Here is a 21102-nt window from a genome sequence, read left to right on the forward strand (position 1 = left end):
TTAGGAGGTGTCTATGAGTTTTAGTCTTGTTATCAAGATTGGTGGAGAAGGTGGAGAAGGTGTCATCTCTGCTGGAGATTTTTTAACAGAAGCTGCAGTGAGGTCTGGTTATCATGTTGTGAATTTTAAGAGTTTCCCCGCTGAGATTAAAGGTGGTTATGCAAATTCCACTGTAAGAATATCGGACGAAAAGCTATACAGCACAGGGGATGGCTTTGATATACTATGTTGCTTTAACGGAGAAGCTTACTCTTACAACAAAAAACATTTAAAACCAGGTACTGTGCTTGTCTATGATTCTTCAGATTTTGAACCGGAAGAACATGAAGGAGTAATCGTGTATCCAGTACCCCTTTCCGACATAGCAAAAAATGAGATAAAAGCCTATATCACTAAAAACATAGTAGCTTTAGGAGCTTTGGTAGGTCTTTTCAACATACCAATTGAATCTTTAAAAGATTCTATAAAGGCTAAATTTTCAAAGAAAGGTGAAAAGATAGTCTCTATGAACTATCAGGCTTTAGAAGCTGGCATAAAATATGTAAAAGAGAACCTAACAAAGAAAGATGGTTTTGAATTTCCACCTCCTATAGGTTTAAAAGATGTAGTTATAATGGAGGGAAATCAGGCTGTAGCAAAAGGTTGCATAGCCGGTGGTTGTGAGTTTTACGCCGCTTATCCTATAACACCAGCTACATCTGTTGGAAATTATATAGTGGAAGATTTGATAAGAAAAGATGGGTGGCTTTATCAAGCAGAAGATGAAATAGCTTCTTTAGCTATGGCTATAGGTGCTTCTTTTGCTGGTGTAAAAGCCATGACAGCCACATCGGGTCCTGGTCTTTCTTTAATGTCAGAGCTTATAGGATACGCAGGCATGACAGAAACCCCTGTAGTAATAGTTGATGTGCAAAGGGTAGGGCCAGCCACTGGTATGCCTACAAAACACGAGCAAGGGGATTTATACCACGCTGCGTATGGCTCCCACGGTGAGATACCAAGAGCTGTTTTGGCTCCGATATCGGTAGAAGATAGCTTTTATATAGCCGTTGAAGCTTTCAACTTAGCAGAAAAATATCAAATGCCTGTCATAATGCTTACAGATGCAGCCATGAGCCTAAGAGCAGAGGCCTTTGCAACGCCAGATTTATCCAAACTAAATATAATAAACAGGCTTATTTACAATACAAAAGAAGATAAAGAGCAAAAATTTATAAGGCATGGAAGATTTTTAAGGTACGCCTTATTTACAGAAGACGGCATAACACCGATGGGTATACCAGGAGACCCAAACGCTATACACGCCATAACAGGTCTTGAAAGACAGGAAAACTCAGACCCCAGAAATAGACCAGACATAAGAACATATCAAATGAACAAACGTTTTAAAAAGCTTGAAAAACTATTAGAAGAAGATTACGATAGGTTTATAGAAATAGATGCTCCTTACAAAGATGCAGACATAGGTATAATAACTTGGGGTCTTACAGCATCTATCACAAAAGAAGCTGTCCAAAGGTTAAGAAGTAGGGGACTCAAAATAAACGCTATGTATCCAAGGCTTTTATGGCCAGTAAAAGAAGATATCTTTGAATTTTTTGCTAAAAGCTCAAAACGTATACTAATACCAGAGACCAACTACTATGGACAATTGGCTACGATTGTAAAAGACAGGACGCACATAAGACCTATATCTTACAACATTTACAGAGGAGAGCCGTTTATACCAAAAGAAATAGAAGATATAGTGGACTTTTTAATGGAAAATCAGGAGATAACAGAAGGAAGATTTACACCTAGTCATATTTACGGTGAAAAAGCATACGGTTTAATTTAAGGAGGTTTTTATGGAACAAATGTTAGAACTTCAACCAGCGGATTATAGAAGTGATATAGAGCCCACTTGGTGCCCTGGATGTGGGGATTTTGGTGTTATAAGCGCCATTACAAAAGCTTTGGCAGAGCTTAAAATAAGACCAGAAAACGTAGTTTCTGTATCTGGTATAGGATGCTCATCAAGAGCTCCACTATTTTTAAAAAACTACAGCATGCACGTGCTTCATGGTAGAGCCATACCTACTGCTATAGGTGTAAAGCTTGCAAATCCAAACCTCACTGTCTTAGTAGAAGCAGGAGATGGAGACCTTTTTTCGATAGGCTCTGGTCACAACCCACATGCCGCCAGAAGAAATATTGATATAACTGTGCTCTGTATGGACAACCAAGTGTATGGTCTTACGAAAAATCAAATATCACCCACTTCAAGAGAAGGGCTTTACGGTTCTTTAACGCCTTTTGGGTCTATAGATAAACCGGTAAATCCTATATCCTACATGCTCACTTTTGGAGCCACGTTTGTAGCTCAGACTTACGCTGGCAACTTAAAACACATGAGCGAAATAATAAAACAAGCCATATCTCACAAAGGTTTTAGCTTTGTCAACATTATATCCCCTTGCCCCACCTACAACAAAGTAGATACCTTCAAGTACTATAAAGATAAAACCATTGATATAAACGAAAACGGTCACAAAGAAATAGACAACCTTCAAAAAGCCTTAGAGTTTGCGATGAAAGACTTGGAGCATTATTACAGCGAATCTGCCAAAGTGCCTATAGGTATATTCTACAAAAAAGAAGAACCCACTTATCAAGACAGAGTAAACGAAGTAAAACAAAGGTACAAAGCTTCAAAAGATATAAACCCCCAAATCTTTATAGATGAGTGCAAAGTATTACCTGTATGAGACTTTTAGAAAAGATTAAAGAAGGCGATGCAACTTATTGCGATTTTTCAAATGAGATATTGAACGGCTTAAGCCTTGAGGGCTTAAGCCTTTGCTTTTCTACTTTTACTTGCGCTAGTTTTAAAGATATAACTTTCAAAGATATAGATTTTACAGAGTGCTTTATACCAGAGGCTGATTTTGTAAACTGCAAATTTCTAAACTGCAACTTTGAAAGGGTAAATTTTCAAAGGACAGCTTTTAACAAATGCCATTTTGAGAACTGCTCTTTTAAATACGCATTTATGGGTTTGGCAAGGTTTATAGATTGTGATATAATAAACTCTGACATGGAAAAAGCTCAAATACTAGATGCTACGTTTTTAAATGCTCATCTTAAAGGCATAAACTTAAAAGGCACTATGTTAAAAGGCTCTTACTTTCAAGAAAGTACGTTAGAAAAGATAGATTTTATAAACACCGATTTAAGGGGCGTATCTTTTAAAAACTCTATACTAAAAGATATAAAAGATGTAAATGCTATTTTTTATGGCAAAAAACCATGGGGTGGCATCTCTTCAAAAAGCCATCCTCTAGATGAATACAACTCTGAGGGTATTGACTGATGGAAGAAAGTCCTATTGAAGAGCACGCCAAAGAGCTTATAGAAGAGACTATAAAAGAAGAAAAAGCCAAAGAGAAGTGGCTTTTATGGGTATCTTTAGCCACTACCATAATGGCTGTCATAAGCGGTCTTGTGAGCATGCAATCAGAAATATACGTCACAAAAACCATAGTAGCTAAAAACGACGCTGTGCTTTTGCAAAACAAGGCTACAGACCTTTGGAATTACTACCAAGCCAAAGATATGAGATACCATATGTATACCATAGCAAACTATATAAAGGAAAATCCAAAGTTTGAAGAAGCCATAACAAAGTATAAAAAGCAAAAAGAAGACATCATGAAAAAAGCCAAAGACTTAGAAAAACAAGTAGAACAAAAGACTATTCAAAGTGAACACTATTATGAAAAACATCATATGTTTATGATAGCGCAGCTTCTTTTACAAATAGGTATCGCTGTGGCATCAGTTTCTGCTCTTACTAGAAGAAAAGAGTTTTTCTACGTATCTTTGATATCTGCTTTGATTGGTTTTGGGCTTTTTATATACAACATAGCGTTTTAACAAAAACGTTGTATAATAAACCTTATGGCTTCTACAAAAGATATAGCTAAGCTTTTTAAAGAAATGGCTTTGGCAGCAGAGTTTTTGGGGGAAAATAGGTTTAGAGTCCTTGCTTATCAAAAAGTGGCAGATATTCTTTTTGAAATAGATAAAGATATAAAAAGCGTAGAAGAGCTAAAAGAGTACCTTACCACAAACCAAATACACGGTATAGGAGAATCTTCTTTAGAGAAAATAGAAGAGTATTTAAAAACAGGACGTATCAAAAAACACGATGAGTTTTTGCAAAAAGTCCCAAAAGAGTTGTTAGAGATTATGGATGCACCTGGTATTGGACCCAAAACCCTAAAAACCCTTTACGATGTTTTTGGTATAAAAAACAAAGAAGAGCTTTTAAAAGCCTTAGATGATCCCCGTATAAAAACCATAAAGGGCTTTGGTCCCAAAAAGATAGAAAATATAAAAAGAGGTATAGCGCTTTTTGAACAATCAAAAGAGAGGATGTTTATAACAGAGGCTTACTCTTTAGCTCAAGATATACTAAGCTACATGAAAGGCTGCAAAGAGATAATAAACATATCTGTGGCAGGTTCTTTAAGGCGCATGAAAGAGACTATAGGCGATATAGACATACTTGTATCTGCCAAAAAAGAGGATTTTCAAAAGGTGCACGATTATTTTAAAACTTATAAAGATATAGAGCAAGTTATAGGAAGCGGTGAAACCAAAACATCTATTCTTCTTAAAAACTCAAAACAGGTGGATTTAAGGGTTTTAAGACCAGAAGAATGGGGCTCAGGTCTTCAATACTTTACAGGTTCTAAAGAACACAATGTAAAAATAAGAGATATCGCCAAAGAAAAAGGTTATAAAATAAGCGAATACGGTATTTTTGAAATATCTTCTGGAAAAAGGCTGGGCGGGGAAAAAGAAGAGGATATATACAAAGTATTGGGTATGGTGATGCCGCCACCAGAGATACGAGAAGACAAGGGAGAAATCGAGCTTGCCATGCAAGGCATAATACCAGAGCTAGTGGGATACGGTGATATAAAAGGCGATTTTCATATGCACACCACGTATTCTGATGGCAAAGCATCTTTAAGACAAATGGTGCAAACTTGTTATGAGCTTGGCTATAAATATATCGTAATATCAGACCATACAAAATCTTTAAGAGTAGCTGGTGGACTTGATGAGGCTGGGTTTAGAACCCAGTGGAAAGAGATAGAACAAGTCCAAAAAGAATACAAAGACATGACTATACTAAGGGGTTGTGAAGTGGATATTTTAGAGGATGGGTCTTTAGACTTACCAGATAGTTTTCTGGAAGAGTTTGACTACGTGATAGCTTCTATTCACTCACATATGTCACCAAACACGGACAACACAAAGCGCATCTTAAAAGCCTGCCACAACAAATATGTAAATCAAATAGGACATCCAACTGGAAAAAACTACGGATATAGAGATGGCTATATTTTAAATATGGAAGAGGTTATAAAAGCCGCTTTAGATACCAATACAGCTTTGGAGTTAAATATACCAAGAGCCGACTTGTCCCCAGACAACATAAGGCTTGCAATAGAAAGAGGAGTAACCATAAGCATAGTTACCGATTCACACTCTTCTTCTCATCTTCAATTTATGAAAGTGGGTGTAGGGCTTGCAAGAAGAGGCTGGGCTTTGAAAGAGCGGGTTTTGAATACAAAGCCCTTAGAAGAGGTAAGAGCCTTTGTCCGAAGAAAGCGCTAAAATACTTCTACTTCCACCAAACGCTGATTTAGACGCTCTTTCTTCTATATACGGTTTATCGCTTTTAGAAAAATATGCTAAGCTCTTTTACATATCTTTTAGTCCAAAAGCCAAAAAACTTTTTGATGATATAAAATATAAATTTAAAACAATAAACTCTCTAGAAGGTTTGAAAAATATACATATTTTTACAGTGGATTTTTCTTCTTTGGATTTTATTTTTGAGCTTTTAAAAAAAGAAAATGTTAAAAAAATAACGCTTTTTGACCATCATGTAAAGCATATAGAAGAAGAGCCGTTTTTAGAAGCTCATATAGATGAAACCCTTGGAGCTTGTACAACACTTGTAGTAGAGCACATTGTCAAAGAGGATATATCCATATCAAAAGAAGATGCTTCTATCTTGCTTTGCGGTATATACGATGATACAAAATATTTTTCCGTAAAGAATATAAGCCCAAAAGATTTTGAAATGGCGTCTTACCTTATAAGAAAAGGCGCTGATATAGAGTTTGTAAACAAATACGTAAAATCTTATATTAACCTAAAAGATTTGATGAGTTTAGAAGAATCTTTAAAGAGTTTAGAGATTTTAAACATAGATAAAAAAAAGATAGGTTTTATAATATTAGAAGAAGCCAAAGAGGATATCGTAGAAAATCTAAAGGATATAAAAGAGCTTGAAGAGCTTGATGCGTACTTTATCATAATGAACTCTTCTACCAATACCTATGTTGTAGCAAGGTCAAAAACCATAGACGTAGAAAATGTTTTGTCAAAATTAGGGGGTGGGGGACATGCGTTTGCTTCTGGTTTAAAGCTTAATTTTGTATCTTCTAAAAAGCTAAAACACATAATTTTAGAGCTTTTAAAAGAAGAAAACCCTAAAATAACATTAAAAGATATCATGACAAAAAACCCGCTTACCTTAAAAGAAGATATGAGCGTAGAAGAAGCTTTTTACACGCTTTCAAACTACAAAATTTCAAAAGCCCCTGTTTTAGATGAAAATGGATATGTGGTAGGAGCCATCACCAAAAAGGTATTGGCAAAAGCTTTTAACATTTCAAGAGAAAGCAAAATAAAAGAGCTTTTAACGAATATACCTCTTTTAAAAGAGAATGATTTTATCTGGGAAGCTGAAAAAGTGTTTTTAGAAAACCCGTTAGCACCTATGATAGGAATATTAGATGAAAATGAAAAACTAACAGGCATCATCACAAAGTCAGACCTCATAAGACATATAACAGAGAATGAAGAGCAAAGAGTTTCCACAAAACGTATAAATATACCATCTTATATGTTAGATATTATCAAAGACATAAAAAGCGTAATACCAAAAGAAGAGAAGATTTATCTTGTGGGTGGTGTGGTAAGAGATATAATTTTAAACAGACCCTCTTACGATATAGATTTTGTTTTTGAAGGGGATATAGATATATTAGAAAACATGTTAAAATCAAAAGGTATAAAAACCCATAGGTTTGGGGATTTTAACAGCATACATTTTAAATATAAAGGTTTTAAAATAGAGATTTCAAGCACCAGAAGAGAGTATTACGAAAAGCCAGGTTCTTATCCTATAGTATCAAAAGCTTCTTTAAAAGAGGACCTTTTTAGAAGGGATTTTACCATAAATACGCTTCTTATATCTCTAGAAGATGATAATTTTGGCACTGTTGTAGATTATTTTGGGGCTTTAAACGATATAAAAAATAAGATTGTAAGGGTTTTACATCCCCTTAGTTTTATAGAAGACCCGGTAAGGATACTAAGGGCTATAAGGTTTGAAGCAAAGTTAAGCTTCAAATTTTCAAAAGATACCAAAAGGCTTTTAGAAGACGCCTTACAAAAAAATATGCTAAAATACGCTCCAAAAGGAAGGATATTCAACGAGCTTAAGATAGTACTTCAAGAAAAAGACTTTGAAAGCATTCTTGAAGCTTACAAAAAATATAACATTATAGAATCTTTGTTTGGGTATAAACCAGATTATATCTATATAGAAGAAAAGTCTAAAAATCTTAAAATGTTCTCTGATTGGTATGTGTTAGAGTGCAAAGAACCTTTCAAAGGGGCCCCTTGGATATTTTTCTGGCTTTTGATAAAAGATGCACCTTCTTTGGAAGAGATATTAAAAGGCATGAGCGCACCAGCTTTTGTTTACAAATTTGTTAACATTAATATAAAACAACATATATCACAAATATTAAAAGCCAAAAAACCATCAGAGCTTTATACACTCTTAAAACCTTTTGACTTGGAAGAGTTAGCCCTTTTTGCCACCGAAGGCAACGTAGAGGTGATGAACCGTATAGCAAAGTATCTTTCTCATCTTAAAAACCTAAAACCAAATATAGATATAAACTCTATACCACCGGCCAATCGTTCAAAAGTTATTGAAGAAGCTAAATTAATTGAGATGGACAAAATTTACAGTTTATAGTATAATATCTAGATGGCTGGAGCAGTAGTTCAGCCGGCCCAGAACGCCGGCCTGTCACGTCGGAGGTCGCGGGTTCGAATCCCGTCTGCTCCGCCACTAAATACTTGATTAGGGCCTGTAGCTCAAAGGCAGAGCAGACGGCTCATAACCGTCCGGCTGGAGGTTCGAGTCCTTCCAGGCCCATGCTCTTTATCATAATATTTATTTGACAAATTCATCTTATCTTCATAATCTCTATCCTTTTAAATTTCTTTTTAATGTGATAAACTTAAAAACATGAAAGAAAACCTTTTTACACCGATAGAAGTTAGGTCTTTGGCTTTAAGAAACCGTATTGTTATGTCTCCTATGTGTATGTATTCTTCGGAAGATGGTTTTGTAAACGATTTTCACATAACGCATTATGGCTCAAGAGCAGCGGGTGGTACCGGTCTTATCTTTACAGAAGCTTGTGCAATATCAAAAGAAGGTGTGATATCAAAGCAAGATTTAGGTATATACAAGGATGAGCATATAGAAGGTCTTAAACGTATAGTAAATATATGCCATAGCTTTGGGGCAAAAGTAGGCATACAATTAGCTCATGCTGGGAGAAAAGCTTTAGGTGGGAGGCCTTGGGATAAATTTGAAAAGTTTGGTTATGACGATGAGCTTGAGATAATAGCTCCAAGCCCAATACCTTTTGCCGACAACTGGAAAATACCAAAGGAAATGACCAAAGATGATATCAAAAGCCTAATAGAAAAATTTGTAAAAGCTACCCAAAGAGCTTTAGAAGCAGGATTTGATACTATAGAAATACATGCGGCTCATGGATATCTTCTAAACGAGTTTTTATCACCTATTACTAACAAAAGAACAGACGAATACGGCGGGACTTTTGAAAACCGTATTAGGCTTTTAATAGAAATAGTAGAAAAAGTGAGAGCTACAATACCAAAAGAGATGCCTCTTTTTGTAAGAATATCGGCAACAGACCATGTAGAAGGAGGTTGGAGTTTAGAAGATTCTATAGCTCTTGCCAAAATCTTAAAAACCAAAGACGTTGATGTGGTAGACTGCTCTTCTGGTGGTATAGCCCTTGGAGCACCACCAAACGATTATTATAGAGCTCATCAAATAGTTTTCTCAGAAACCATCAAAAAGGAAGCAAATATAACAACCATGGCGGTAGGCGGTATTACATCTTTTGATATGGCCAACGAGATTATAAAAAACAAAAGAGCAGACCTTGTAGCTATAGGACGCCTTTTCTTACAAGAGCCATACCTTCCTATAAAATGGGCCATGTCTAGAAATATAAATGTAGAGATACCAAATCAGTATCAAAGAGGGTATTATTTGGATGTTTAACCTACAACGCATATGTAAATGTTGGTAGCTAGTATATCCTCTTATAGGAAAGACCTACGTTGAATACGTTCTCCTTAAAACCGCCGTTTATTTTCTCATAGTCTATGAAAAATATTAATTTATCCTGCCCAAGCATTGGCCCACCTATTCCGCCACTTATACCATAACCTATAGTATTGTTGTTTGTGTAGTTAGAGTCTAAACTAAGATAAGGATACCAAAAATGAGAATATTCGTATCTTTTTTTATAACCTATTAGCAGGTTTATACCAGAAGTAATAAAGCTTGATGGAACGTATGCTGCGTTAGGATATAGATATTGCAAAAGACTTTTGTAATCATTTGAGCTTTTAGAATAACTACCACCATAAGAATAGACTCTTAACGCTATATCAGGATAGTCCTCTTTGAATTGTTTAAAGTAATCAACGTTGTATTCCTCACCACCACCAATATAAAATTTATCTTGGGAATAAAATGTTTTGTAAGAGCCCAACATATCAAAGCTTTGAGAATTATCCAATCTTATATTTAACCTAGATGTAAAGCCCCTTTCCATACCACCAAACAAAAGATAGCTAGTTTCGTTGTAAGAGGGTCTATCGTAATAAGCATTTTCATTTAAGGTTAAATTGTACAGCTTATAAGATACATCAAAAAGAGCATAAGGGTTATCTTTTATGCCTTTAAAAGCACCTATACTTAAATCAACAAATCCCCTATCAAAGAGTTTTTCCAAAGATAAATTGTAATCCGTAAAGTTTGGTGCATAAAGATAATAAGATTTGTTTAAATGGATAGGTGTTATATCATTGAAGCTATACTTTAAATAAAAACTATTTCCTATTATGTTTTTACCTCGTACACTACTGTTAAAATAGTTTATAGGGGTAGAATAGTAGTATTGGGATTTTAAGTGTATAGAGTTTTCATACTGCCAGCTCAAATCTCTAAATTGCTTATAGAGTTCTCTATCCATCGGGTTTTGATCCAATCCTTTATAAGCATACACTATTGCTTTTCTTATTTGCCCTACTTTTACCAGAGCTTGGACCCTATCTCTAGTAGGAAGCTGTTCTATTTTATGTTCTAGAAGTTTATACATAAAGTAAGTGTCGTAATCGTGTAATGCAAAGCTAAGAAGCTCCCATCCTTTTGGGTTATTTAAATTTTTAAGTTCTTTTAGAGCTTTATCGTAATACCCTCTTCCTATTAGATAAGAAAGATATATGTTTTCGTAGTTTTGTTTTGGAAGCAATTTCTTGGCTTTTGATAAAAGCTCGTTAAACTTGTTTGGTGGTATAAAATCATAACCTAAACTCAAATATCTTCTCAAAAACTCTTTATTATCGATGAGTTTATGATTTTTGCTAAGTTTTTCATTCATACTTTTAAAATATTTATATCTTACATGTTTTGACCTCTGGGTATAGCCATAAAGGTATAAAACATCAGAGTACAACGATGGATGTTCTTTTCTTAGAGGATATATTAAGCTAAGGGCTTTTTTACCATCCTGAAGATATTCATACAAAAGTGCAAAAGGGGTACGAAGGTCTTTGCGTGACTCATAGGCTTTATATTCTTTTATAACCTGTTTTATCCTTTTTGTATTTTTTATATCATATAACAAATATATGTATTGAGCCAAAAAATTATCGTTAAATCTGTGGCTCAAAATAAAATCAGAGAAAGCAAAAAACTTTCTGAAATCTTTATCTTTATACAACAAATAAGAATAAAGCATGTCAAAATCCTCATCTTTATAAAGATGGTCTAGCTCTTTTTTAGGCAATTTATCAATGTAGTCTAAAGCTAATTTATAATTGCCGGTTTTTAAAGCAAGATACATAAACCTAAGAAGTAAAAATTTCTTGTGAGTTTTTTCCCAACCTTCTAAACTTATGTCTACAGCCATTTTTGGATTTGTATTCTCTAGTATAAAAGACGCTATATCGTAATCTTGGTCATCTCCATTTCCAGATTTTATATTTTTTAGGGATGCATAGAGAGCATCTTTATAATCTCTCATATAAAAAGCTAAAGAACTAAGCGTTTTCCAATAATGTTTATCGTTTGTAGGCACAAGCCTTTTATACTTTACAAGCGTATGTAGAGCTTTTTTAAAATCCTTAAGATAATAATAGCTATTTGCCTTTAAAAGCTCTAAATTTACATCTATACCAAACTCCTTCTCTAACTTATCTACATAGGTTATAACACCGTGCAAATCGCCTTTTTGATATAGGATATATATAAGTTCTTTTAAAGATTTTTCGTCATCCTGATTCTTTAAAAAGTTTATAAGCTTGTTTATACGACCAGCTCCTAGATAAGCATAGCTTATATCATCTTTAGGCACTCTGCCTTTTACGTAAGGGATAAGCTTATAAGCTACATCAAATCTATGAAATGCAATGGCCATTTTAAAAGTCTTAACAGCATACTTATCATTATGAGTCAGTCTAAAAAGTTTATAGTAAATACCAATAGCATCGTAAGGGTCGTTAGTCCAAAGCAATACGTTTGCGTAGGTTTTTAAAAAATTTTTATCGTTAGGATAAAACTTTATTGCTTTCTCTAATATAATTTTTGCTTTTTGGGTACCACCTGTAGCAAGGAATAGATTTGTAAGATTTTTCAATAGCTCTTTATCCTGTGGTATTTTTATATTTGATAGGATTTTTTCACTTTGTTCTTGGCTTTTCTGATAACCAAAATTAGTAGAATTACTTACAACATTTTTATGTTTTTTTACAGTAGATGTGCCAACTTTATGAACATTTTCTATATTATTTTTCGCTTTCTCTGATGTTGGCTTTTTAATTTGTAAAACATTTTTATCCTTTTTTTCTTTTAGTTTTATATGAATCACTTTTATATGTTTATCTTTGTGTTTTTCCGGAGGGTTAAAGTTTATTTTTATTTTTAAAAAATACTCTTTAGAAAAGGATAAATTCGTAAACAAAACAATAAAAGCAATTATTAAAAACATATATTTTTTGTATATATTATTTTTCATAAAGCTTTAACACCTCACTACCTACTCTTTTTTCAAATGCCAAATCACCTGTGGCAATAGCATTTTTTATCATAAAATTTACAAAGTCTGGTTCTTTAGAAAAATGAATATACCTTAATATAAGAAGCTTTGCTAAGCTATAATCTTTGTTCCAAATGGAGAAGGTAATGCTTTCTTCTATAGCTTTCATCTTCAAGCTTTGCGGCAGTAAACTTATGGTATTTTCTATACCCTTTATATCGCGAGCTTTCACATAGTTCATTATAATATCGCTATAGTGATTTTTTATGAAGGATTTATCTTTTTCTAATTCTTGAAAATATTTAGATACGCAAGCGCCATAATTTAGATAACTACATATATCATATATTAGAATTTTTTCTTTGTTTGTTTTGTTTTTCATCCTCATAAGTTTGTTTATTAAAACGTTAAGCTCTTTTTTGTCGTTTAAATATATAGCCATAGCTATTGCTTTTTTTATAATGTTTATATCATTTGTATAATATGCTAATTTATAAAGCGCCAAGGCTTGTGCTTGTTTTAAATCCATTCTTAAACTTTCTCCATAAACTGTTGTTATAGCGTCTATTGTGGGATTTTTTCTCATATAGTCTATCAAATCTTTTGACATCTTTTCTCTTATCAAAGCCCTTTTTTGAGAGTCTTTGATAGAAAAATACTCTTCTTTTAGTATATAATACTCTAAAAGCGGCAAAATTTTCAAATTATAATGTCCTTTTTTGACAGATAACAGCAAACTTTTAGCTTCTTTATATTTATAAGTTTTGATATAGTAAAGCAACATCTTTTCTAAGATGTCATCGCTTATTTCGTGATGTTTTATAAGATTTTCAATATATAATTTTTTTATATAATTTCCGCCTATGTTAAATTTATTTAGAGTTTCAAGTATATAGTGCTCAGGGAATAAAATATAAGCTATCAATACGATAAAAACAAGTAAACCAAAAATCTCTTTGTAACTAAAAACTTTATTTACAAATAACTTCTGATTTCTCATAACCTTTAAAATCTTTTCTCCCTTTTACAATCCAAATACCACCATCATCGTAAAGTTTTACATCGCTTGACTTGCAGTATTTGGCTTTTATTTTAGCTAAAAGCGGAATATAACTTTTAAAAACTATAAGCATGCTACCGTTTTTCCTTTTAAATTTTTTCACTATTCCGTTGGCGTAAATAAGATACAAGTTTTGAGGTATTTTTGTAAAAACAAGCTTGTAATCACCAGATCCATCCAGATAGATATATCTTTTGTTATTTATATCGGAATAGCCCACTACACCAATAGACTTATTTAAATCGGGATATCCCCATGATATAGGCACTCTCAAAGTCCTAGCATAGCCGTTGTTTTTTATTATAAAACCATTTTTAACTCTTATAATAGCGGTTTCTCTTGCATCAAGCACAATCTTATCATATTGGTAAGGGAACATAGGTATAGGATGCTTAGACAAAGCATAATCATACACTTTTTTTAAGGAGTTTAAGGAAGCGCTAGTATCTGCAGCGTAGAAATGATAATATATAGTTAATGGTTTTATCCTTCTTGGTTTATCAGTGAGCTTAAACGCTTGGATTACATTCAAAAAACCCCATGGCACTTTCATACCATGTGTATATATAAAATCATTTTGTATAGGAGCGTAAACTTGATAAAAGTACTCACCAAAATTAACGCCAGTACCGCTTATATATTTTAAAAAGTTGTGTTTTTCATCTATTACGGTGTTGCCTCCATTTATATTGTAAACTTTGGCTTTATAAGTCATAAGAATGGCTTTTCTATCAGGATCAGCATTTCCGCTCCACTGTAAAAGATTTACTGGTTTATCAGGAGGGGCAAGCTTATCAAGTATATTTATAGAGCCAAATATCTCATACCTTTGACTATACTTATATCCAGGTATCATAATCCTCATCCTCGGAGCATTGGGCTGTTTTAATACTTTTCTCCAGTGATAAGGATGAGAAAATGTATGGCTTGCTGGTTCTACGTTTGGAAGTTTAAATATTCTTTTGGCAATCCGCTTTAGCTCTAAAGACCTGTCAGGATATCTACCGTGCGAAGATATATCCCCAGCTATCAAAGATATAGAAATAGGTATGTCGTATTTTTTACGAGTTAATATCCTATCGTATAGTATTTGCCCAGTGGTTTTTTGAGTATCTATTTCTGAGCGCCCTGGAAAATCATCACCATCTACAAAGGCAATCAATATCCTAGCGCCGTTTTCTGTAGTATAATCCATCGCTGGGAAGTTTGGCTTTAAAAGCTTTTTAAAAACCTTAAAAGGGTTATAGACAAACAAGCCGTTAAAATTTATAAAACTACCATTTAGAGCAAATCCTCCCCACTTAGTTAAAACAAAAGGCGTAAAAACTTCACCGTCTTGGTTTTTAGCTTTTACCAAAATATCACCATTAGCACTATAAAGATGATGAGAATATTCTAATATTAAAGGGGCTTCATAGCCACAACCAGGCGCTTTGTGTAATACGTCAAATCCAGAGAGTTTAGAAGAATCGTTATGTAATTTTTTAACACCAAGCTCATCTAAAAAAGAATCATCGTTCAAGGGTATCTTATTTATAAAGAAAAGCTTAATACCGTTTTCAAAAGCTTTAGACACATAATCTTCAAAGTAGTCTTGATGGGTTATTTTTATATAGTGGCTTACAATAGCTTTAAAACCTGTGTTTGTTAAAGATGGTAATCTTTCGTTGTTTACATTGTATACAAAAGGAACATACCCAAGGTACTCAAGTATAGGCTGAATTGTGTTGCTTATAAAAGCGTTTTGTCTTATGCCGCTAGTATTTTTATCATAAAGAAGAATTATATTTCTTCTTACCGGATTACACATAGAATATCCTAACTTGTTCAGATTGTAATTTGATACATAAGGTATAAATCCGTAAGAGCTGATTTTATTTATATCTTTCATTGCTTCTTCTTTGTTGTTAGAATAATCTAACACTATTACTGGCACACCAGAATCTTTTATATGAGATAGTATATCTAAAAGTTCTTTTGTAATATTTTTTGGAGTATCCACGTAATCCTTGTGAGCATTTATACCTTTAAAAAGACTCTCCACCAGCACTCCATTTATATAGGGCTTTATACTGTCAAATACGCTAAAACCTCTATTTACTATAATTAGCTTGTTTGGATATTTCTTCCTGAGAGCTTTTACTATATGTATAATAGCTTCTTGGTAAGGCTTCCAATCTTTTTTTGGTATTACCAACTTGTAAGAATTTAAAGTGTCAAGGAAAAAGCCATCAAAACCATTCTTCAATATATATTTTGCTTCTTCGTTTACTAAAAATCTTTGGTATTGTTTGTTGGTAACATCCAAAATCTTTGAATGCCACATTTTGTTTTTACCAATAGCAAAAGTCTTAAGCTCACCGTAAAAATGATTACCTCTATCTAGCTCACCTACACTTAAATACCCTACAAACTTTGGAAGATGTTTTTCATAAAAAAGCATCCTTATTTTCTTCACAAACTTTGCATTTGGATTGGTGATTACCATGTTATAAGCGTGTAAAACATCTAAAGGAACATCTTTATCACCGTAATAAACCATAACGCACTGAGGATTTGATAATGCATAAGATATATTAAAGCTTACCACTATGAACAAAAGTATAATAATTAATCTCATCTAAAAACCTCCTCAACAAATGAATTGCGTACAAAGAAGATATAGCACTAGCAAAAAACAACCCATAACCGTAATAATAAGGTCCCATTCTAATAGAGATGTAGGTAAACAAAAAATTTGTCAATAAAAAAACAAGGCTAATTTTAAGAAGGTTTTTCATCAAATCAAAGTAAGAAAAAACGCTAAACAATATTATAAACAACAGCTGAATGGTAGCAGCTATTATCATTATATCTATTTCTGAAAGGTAAATTTTTGGTATGCTAAGGAGTTTTAAAAAAAGTTTGTCTTGAGCCAATATTATAATAATATCAAATATTATTTGAATACGCATTACAGAAAATATTAAATCTCTTACGGCGCTTATAAGCATATTTGCAAAGTAATACAAATCTTCCAATGTGCCGAAATCTCTCACCGCAGAGTAGTATAAATCGTAATACTCAAAAAACTCTGTCTCTGTATACAAGAACAGAGCAGATATACCAGGCAACAAAGAGATATAGGCCAGCGTAATAGGTATATCATAAAATGGAGAGGATGTCATGTTTCCAATCACCTTTTTAGAAGTTTCCTCTGAAAACCAAAATAGATATTTGTCTATCCATACACCGATATAATATAAAAACCCAGTAAATATTAGTATTCTTTTGTTTGGCTTTTTTAAAAAATCAAATCTAAATAAATCGTTAGAGTAATATTCTTTAACCACTTTGTAAGAAAGCATGAAAAAAAGCATATTTTGAGACAAATAAAAATTGCAGATCAAGAATAAAAAATTATTTTTAAAATATAATATAGAAATACCAAGGAAAAGATAGCTAAAAATAAAACTAAACAGTATATAACGAAAACTTTTTAGTCCCGTCAAAAGAGCAGATGACAAGAAAACGCAGGAAGATATAGCTACTGTGATAGCAAACAATAAAAATATTAACTTGCTATAATCCCAAAAGAAATAATATCCAAGCATAGCTCCAAAAACAAAACCTATAATAGCGACAATAAATAAAGCACCAAAATAGTTTGGAATTATTAGATTATGTTTTTTCTCAAATATTCTATCTGAGGCAAATCTTGTATACTCAAACTGGAAAAATCCTGAAGATATCAACGCTAAAGCTAAAACATTTGTGATATAAACGTTTAAATCATATACAGCTTCCTTATTGCCTCCCATCAGCAATGCTATTTTGGAAAATATGAATACAATTACTATACTTATGAGCCAATTTCCAGAGCTAAGCGCCACAGAATATCCAAACGCTAAGAGCTTGGAACTAATAGATTTGTTGCTTATTAAGTTCTTAAGCTGAAAGCCTATGCCTGCCATAAGATTCCATTAACTCATTATACAAATCTTTGTAACTCTTTATCATATTTTCTTTAGTATAAAACCTTTCTACCCGCTCTATAGCGTTTTTTTGAAAAGCTTTATAAAGAGGCTCGTCATAAAGAATTTTATAATAACTTTCCGCTAAAGCAGATGCATCACCAACTTTTGTTACAAACCCAGCTGGACCTATAGCTCTATCCTCATCGTTTAGACCGCCTTCTATCAACTGTCTACAAGAGCCTACGTCTGTTGCCACAAAAGGGATACCAGCAGCAAAACTCTCCAGTATAACCATAGGCATACCTTCGCTTATAGAGGTAAGAGTGACCAGCCCAACATGAGGGAATAAATCTTTTATGTTCATAAAACCTTTAAATATCACTTTATCTTCTAAATCAAAATTTTTTACCAGCTCTCTACATTCTTTGGCATAATCTGGTTCCTCATCTTCTGGTCCCACTATCCAGCACTCTACGTCTTTAGCTTTTAAACTCAATATTTTAAAAGCTTTTATAAGTGTCTTAACGTCCTTAATTTTGACAACTCTACCCAAAAATGCTATTCTTTTTGGGATACTGTCTTTTCTTAAGCTGGCTAGTTTATCCACATCTATACCGTTTGGTATTACTAATGTTTTTTCGGGTTTAGCACCTAAAGATATTTGTACTTTTCTAGCACCCTCATACAGAGAAATTATTTTATCAGCTTTATCGTAGGATATTTTACCAAGGTTTGTAAAAAAATCAGTCCAAACTCTCTTCAAAGGGTCTAAATCGTAATAATTATAAAACATAGGAAACTCTTTTACCCATTTTGCCTGAACTATATCTATTTTTCTTTCTCTAGTGTAAATACCATGTTCCGTCAATATAAAAGGGATATTCATCTTTTGCTTTATAGAGGCTCCCAACATTCCAGCATAACCAGTGGAAGGACTATGCACCAAAGATATCTCTTCATTAAAAACATCATCAATTTCATTGAAAATATTCCAAAGAGGTGTAAGCACATTCCTTATGGTCCAAAAAAAATCTGAGAAATGCAGATTATAACTAAGCTTCTGATACAGGTTTTCTATAAAATAATATATACTCTTACTTTGCAAGAAGCATTCGTAGGGGAAATCCTTTTTGTAAAAATCAGGATTTAGAAAGTTGTCATAATCTTTTATATTTTCTTCAAATAAAGACATAAATATTTCCGGATTACCTTTACAACCGTGTGATTTTCTATAGTTATTAAAGTTATCATCTTCAAAGATAAAAATTTTCTTAAAATATGTTAAATTCTTTGGCAATTTGTACTTTACATCTTTATAATCTTCTTCTCTCGAGCCTAAAAACAAAATTCCAAATTGCATATCTTCAATGCTAGTTATTAGTTGATGTATCCATGTAGAAACTCCACCACTGATATAAGGGTAAGTTCCTTCTGCAATAATAAGAACATCTATCATATCATTTGCACCAAAAACTAATAATATTGTTAGAAACAATGTTTACAGAGATAATCTTATCGTCTTTATACTTTTCACAGTATTTTTTAATATCCTTAAATCTTTTTTGATAAAAAAGAGCTTCAAATAGATAAGGCATTACCCTTGATTTATCTACAGCTAAGTCTAAAGCTTTCTCAAAACATAAGAAAGCATCTTCGTATTTTTTTTCTATCAAATAAATTCTTCCTAAAATATAAAATATAATCCAATCATTATCTAACTTGCTAGACAAATCCAACAAAATCTCTTTACATCTTTGGTGATACAAAGGTCTCAAATCGTCTTCCACTATATCAAAAAGAAGCATTTCCCATATAGTTATCGCGATCTTTTTCATTATAATTATATTTTGGCTTTTATTATAAATATCTTCTAATCTTTTAAGGGTATCAAAATATTCCTTCTCAATTCTTTGTAAATATCCAAAAGCCAACAACCTATTTTCATCATTTTCAGAAGACAGAACAGATTTTATAGCTCTTACAAACCTAACATCTTTGTTGTTTAATATAGCGTACAAAGCCGAAGTAGGAACATTAGTCCCAGATAAAGCTTTTTCGCCAACTGGCCTTTTTTCTATCTCCCAATCTTTAACATTAGCCTTGACTTTAGCGAAATCCGGCAAAGGTTTTTGCATGTTTAAAGCTATTGCCAAAATTAAAGATAAAATGGAAAAAATAGGACCCAATGTTAGATTAAGCAAAAACAACATTAAAATATCAATTACTTTTTTATCAAACCTTTTTGGAGCTAATAAAACAAACAACGCTGCACATATAAAACTAAGTATTATATAAACAGACAAAACAAAAAATATATTATAAAGCATACTCATATACCGGATATATCCCATTTATTTCTAAATCTGAGTTGTTTATACCTAGTCTTTCTATGAATTTATCCACACCAGACCTAGTTGTAAAGTAAAGCAAGATATAAAAATAATAAGCATCATCCTCTTTTTTAAAGCAAAAAACATCAGAACCTCTAATCTTTTTTTGGATATCCAAAGATTTATCCGAGCTTGATTTTAATACACAAATATAAGACTCAATTTTATAATCGTTATAGAGTTTTTTGCTATAAAATAATTCCTTTGTAAAATCCATTGAACACACAATATTAATTTTCTCTCTTGATGCAGTTTCTATAAATTCAGCATCTTCTGCCATATAGCCTAGCAAGATTCTCATATAATCCATTATCTCTTCTTGCAAATAGGTGAATGCTATATCCTTTATACAAAGGGTATAAAGCCAGGCGTTTGTTTCATAGCAAACCACTGCTAATATTTTGGTGTCAAGATTGTCCTCTAATTTTGTAATAGGCATATAAAAACTATCTTTATCTTCTAAAGCTTTTATAAATAAACTATCCGTCTTTATATCATCACAGTTAGTGTTGCTAGCCAATATATCAATATTGCTATTGCTATCTATCCTTAATATACACCCTTCTCTTAGGGTAAAATGATGATATAAAATATCCAATAAAAAATTAAATAATATGTTAATATTAATATCACTATAAGCCTTTTGCCTTAATAAGCTCATTATATCTCTTAAGCTATAATGTCTCCTTACATAGTAATTTTCAAGTTCTTTATGAGATAAGTTTAGCAAGAAAAAATTCTTTCTCAATCTTTCTAAAGCTTCTTTTGTGGTATACAGTTCTATATTTGCAATATCTATCTTTTTCTGCCAATAGTACCTGAACTCGTTGGCTATCAACATCAAAACTGTATTCCATAAAAGATACCGGAAATTTATACTTTCATAAAGAAAGAAATTTAAACCAAACACCAGAAATATAAGCGATAACCCAGCTTGAACCCCGTAGTAAAGAGTAACAGCTAAAACCAATAGAGGAATTGGATTCGTTTTAGAATTTATAAATAAAACATCGTTCTTATTAAACAAAAATCCAACAAAAACATATAAACCTGTAAATACAAAAACTTCTAAAAATATTATGATAAGAGGGGTTTCAGTTTTGTTAGAAGCTAAGGCATTGAATTTTAAGCTAGAGTTAGAATTTCTTTTCTTTAAAAGCTTTTCAAAAATAAAGTTCATATAT

The 21102-nt window shown here is 32.6% G+C and carries 14 protein-coding genes and 2 tRNA genes; 9 read left to right on the forward strand and 7 right to left on the reverse strand.

Annotated features, from left to right (window positions below):
- The first annotated feature begins 13 nt into the window (after positions 1-13).
- The 9 genes from ACYQZV_RS00795 (at position 14) to ACYQZV_RS00835 (ending at position 9469) form a co-directional block, all read left to right on the forward strand.
- On the forward strand, positions 14-1837 hold the full coding sequence (locus tag ACYQZV_RS00795; protein ID WP_459892200.1) for a 2-oxoacid:acceptor oxidoreductase subunit alpha: 1824 nt from the start codon (positions 14-16) through the stop codon (positions 1835-1837).
- 10 nt (positions 1838-1847) lie between these two features.
- Positions 1848-2747 (forward strand): 2-oxoacid:ferredoxin oxidoreductase subunit beta, encoded by a 900-nt coding sequence (locus ACYQZV_RS00800; RefSeq protein WP_459892202.1) that lies wholly within the window; start codon positions 1848-1850, stop codon positions 2745-2747.
- On the forward strand, positions 2744-3352 hold the full coding sequence (locus tag ACYQZV_RS00805; RefSeq protein ID WP_459892204.1) for a pentapeptide repeat-containing protein: 609 nt from the start codon (positions 2744-2746) through the stop codon (positions 3350-3352). The genes ACYQZV_RS00800 and ACYQZV_RS00805 overlap by 4 nt, the downstream gene beginning before the upstream one ends.
- On the forward strand, positions 3352-3915 hold the full coding sequence (locus tag ACYQZV_RS00810) for a DUF4337 domain-containing protein (RefSeq protein ID WP_459892206.1): 564 nt from the start codon (positions 3352-3354) through the stop codon (positions 3913-3915). Before ACYQZV_RS00805 ends, ACYQZV_RS00810 begins: the two co-directional genes overlap by 1 nt.
- A gap of 24 nt (positions 3916-3939) precedes the next feature.
- A complete protein-coding gene (polX, locus tag ACYQZV_RS00815) occupies positions 3940-5670 on the forward strand; it encodes a DNA polymerase/3'-5' exonuclease PolX (protein WP_459892208.1) in 1731 nt (576 codons plus the stop codon).
- On the forward strand, positions 5651-8116 hold the full coding sequence (locus ACYQZV_RS00820) for a CBS domain-containing protein (RefSeq protein ID WP_459892210.1): 2466 nt from the start codon (positions 5651-5653) through the stop codon (positions 8114-8116). The genes polX and ACYQZV_RS00820 overlap by 20 nt, the downstream gene beginning before the upstream one ends.
- 18 nt (positions 8117-8134) lie before the next feature.
- Positions 8135-8212: transfer RNA gene (locus tag ACYQZV_RS00825), tRNA-Asp, on the forward strand.
- A 15-nt stretch (positions 8213-8227) separates the two neighbouring features.
- Positions 8228-8299 (forward strand) — tRNA-Ile (locus ACYQZV_RS00830).
- A gap of 93 nt (positions 8300-8392) precedes the next feature.
- Complete coding sequence (locus tag ACYQZV_RS00835) at positions 8393-9469, forward strand: NADH:flavin oxidoreductase/NADH oxidase (RefSeq protein ID WP_459892212.1); 1077 nt, start codon at positions 8393-8395, stop codon at positions 9467-9469.
- Between the two features lie 28 nt (positions 9470-9497).
- Here ACYQZV_RS00835 and ACYQZV_RS00840 read toward each other — a convergent pair whose 3' ends face one another.
- From ACYQZV_RS00840 to ACYQZV_RS00870, 7 genes are read right to left on the reverse strand one after another with little or no spacing between them, the layout of a single operon-like run.
- Complete coding sequence (locus ACYQZV_RS00840; protein ID WP_459892214.1) at positions 9498-12491, reverse strand: tetratricopeptide repeat protein; 2994 nt, start codon at positions 12489-12491, stop codon at positions 9498-9500.
- Entirely contained in the window at positions 12481-13512 is a 1032-nt protein-coding gene (locus tag ACYQZV_RS00845) for a hypothetical protein (RefSeq protein WP_459892216.1), read from the reverse strand. Before ACYQZV_RS00845 ends, ACYQZV_RS00840 begins: the two co-directional genes overlap by 11 nt.
- Positions 13484-16192 carry an endo alpha-1,4 polygalactosaminidase gene (locus ACYQZV_RS00850; RefSeq protein WP_459892218.1) on the reverse strand — a complete coding sequence of 903 codons (2709 nt, stop codon included), beginning with the start codon at positions 16190-16192 and terminating at the stop codon, positions 13484-13486. Before ACYQZV_RS00850 ends, ACYQZV_RS00845 begins: the two co-directional genes overlap by 29 nt.
- Positions 16149-17525 carry an exopolysaccharide Pel transporter PelG gene (pelG, locus tag ACYQZV_RS00855; protein ID WP_459892220.1) on the reverse strand — a complete coding sequence of 459 codons (1377 nt, stop codon included), beginning with the start codon at positions 17523-17525 and terminating at the stop codon, positions 16149-16151. Before pelG ends, ACYQZV_RS00850 begins: the two co-directional genes overlap by 44 nt.
- Positions 17500-18984, reverse strand: a complete 1485-nt coding sequence (gene pelF / locus ACYQZV_RS00860; RefSeq protein WP_459892222.1) for a GT4 family glycosyltransferase PelF — start codon at positions 18982-18984, stop codon at positions 17500-17502. Before pelF ends, pelG begins: the two co-directional genes overlap by 26 nt.
- Position 18985: 1 nt before the next feature.
- Positions 18986-19861: a tetratricopeptide repeat protein gene (locus tag ACYQZV_RS00865; protein WP_459892225.1), complete on the reverse strand. Its 876-nt coding sequence runs from the start codon at positions 19859-19861 to the stop codon at positions 18986-18988.
- A complete protein-coding gene (locus ACYQZV_RS00870) occupies positions 19845-21098 on the reverse strand; it encodes a hypothetical protein (RefSeq protein WP_459892227.1) in 1254 nt (417 codons plus the stop codon). The genes ACYQZV_RS00865 and ACYQZV_RS00870 overlap by 17 nt, the downstream gene beginning before the upstream one ends.
- Between the last annotated feature and the right edge of the window lie 4 nt (positions 21099-21102).

This window comes from Hydrogenobaculum acidophilum (assembly GCF_054656715.1).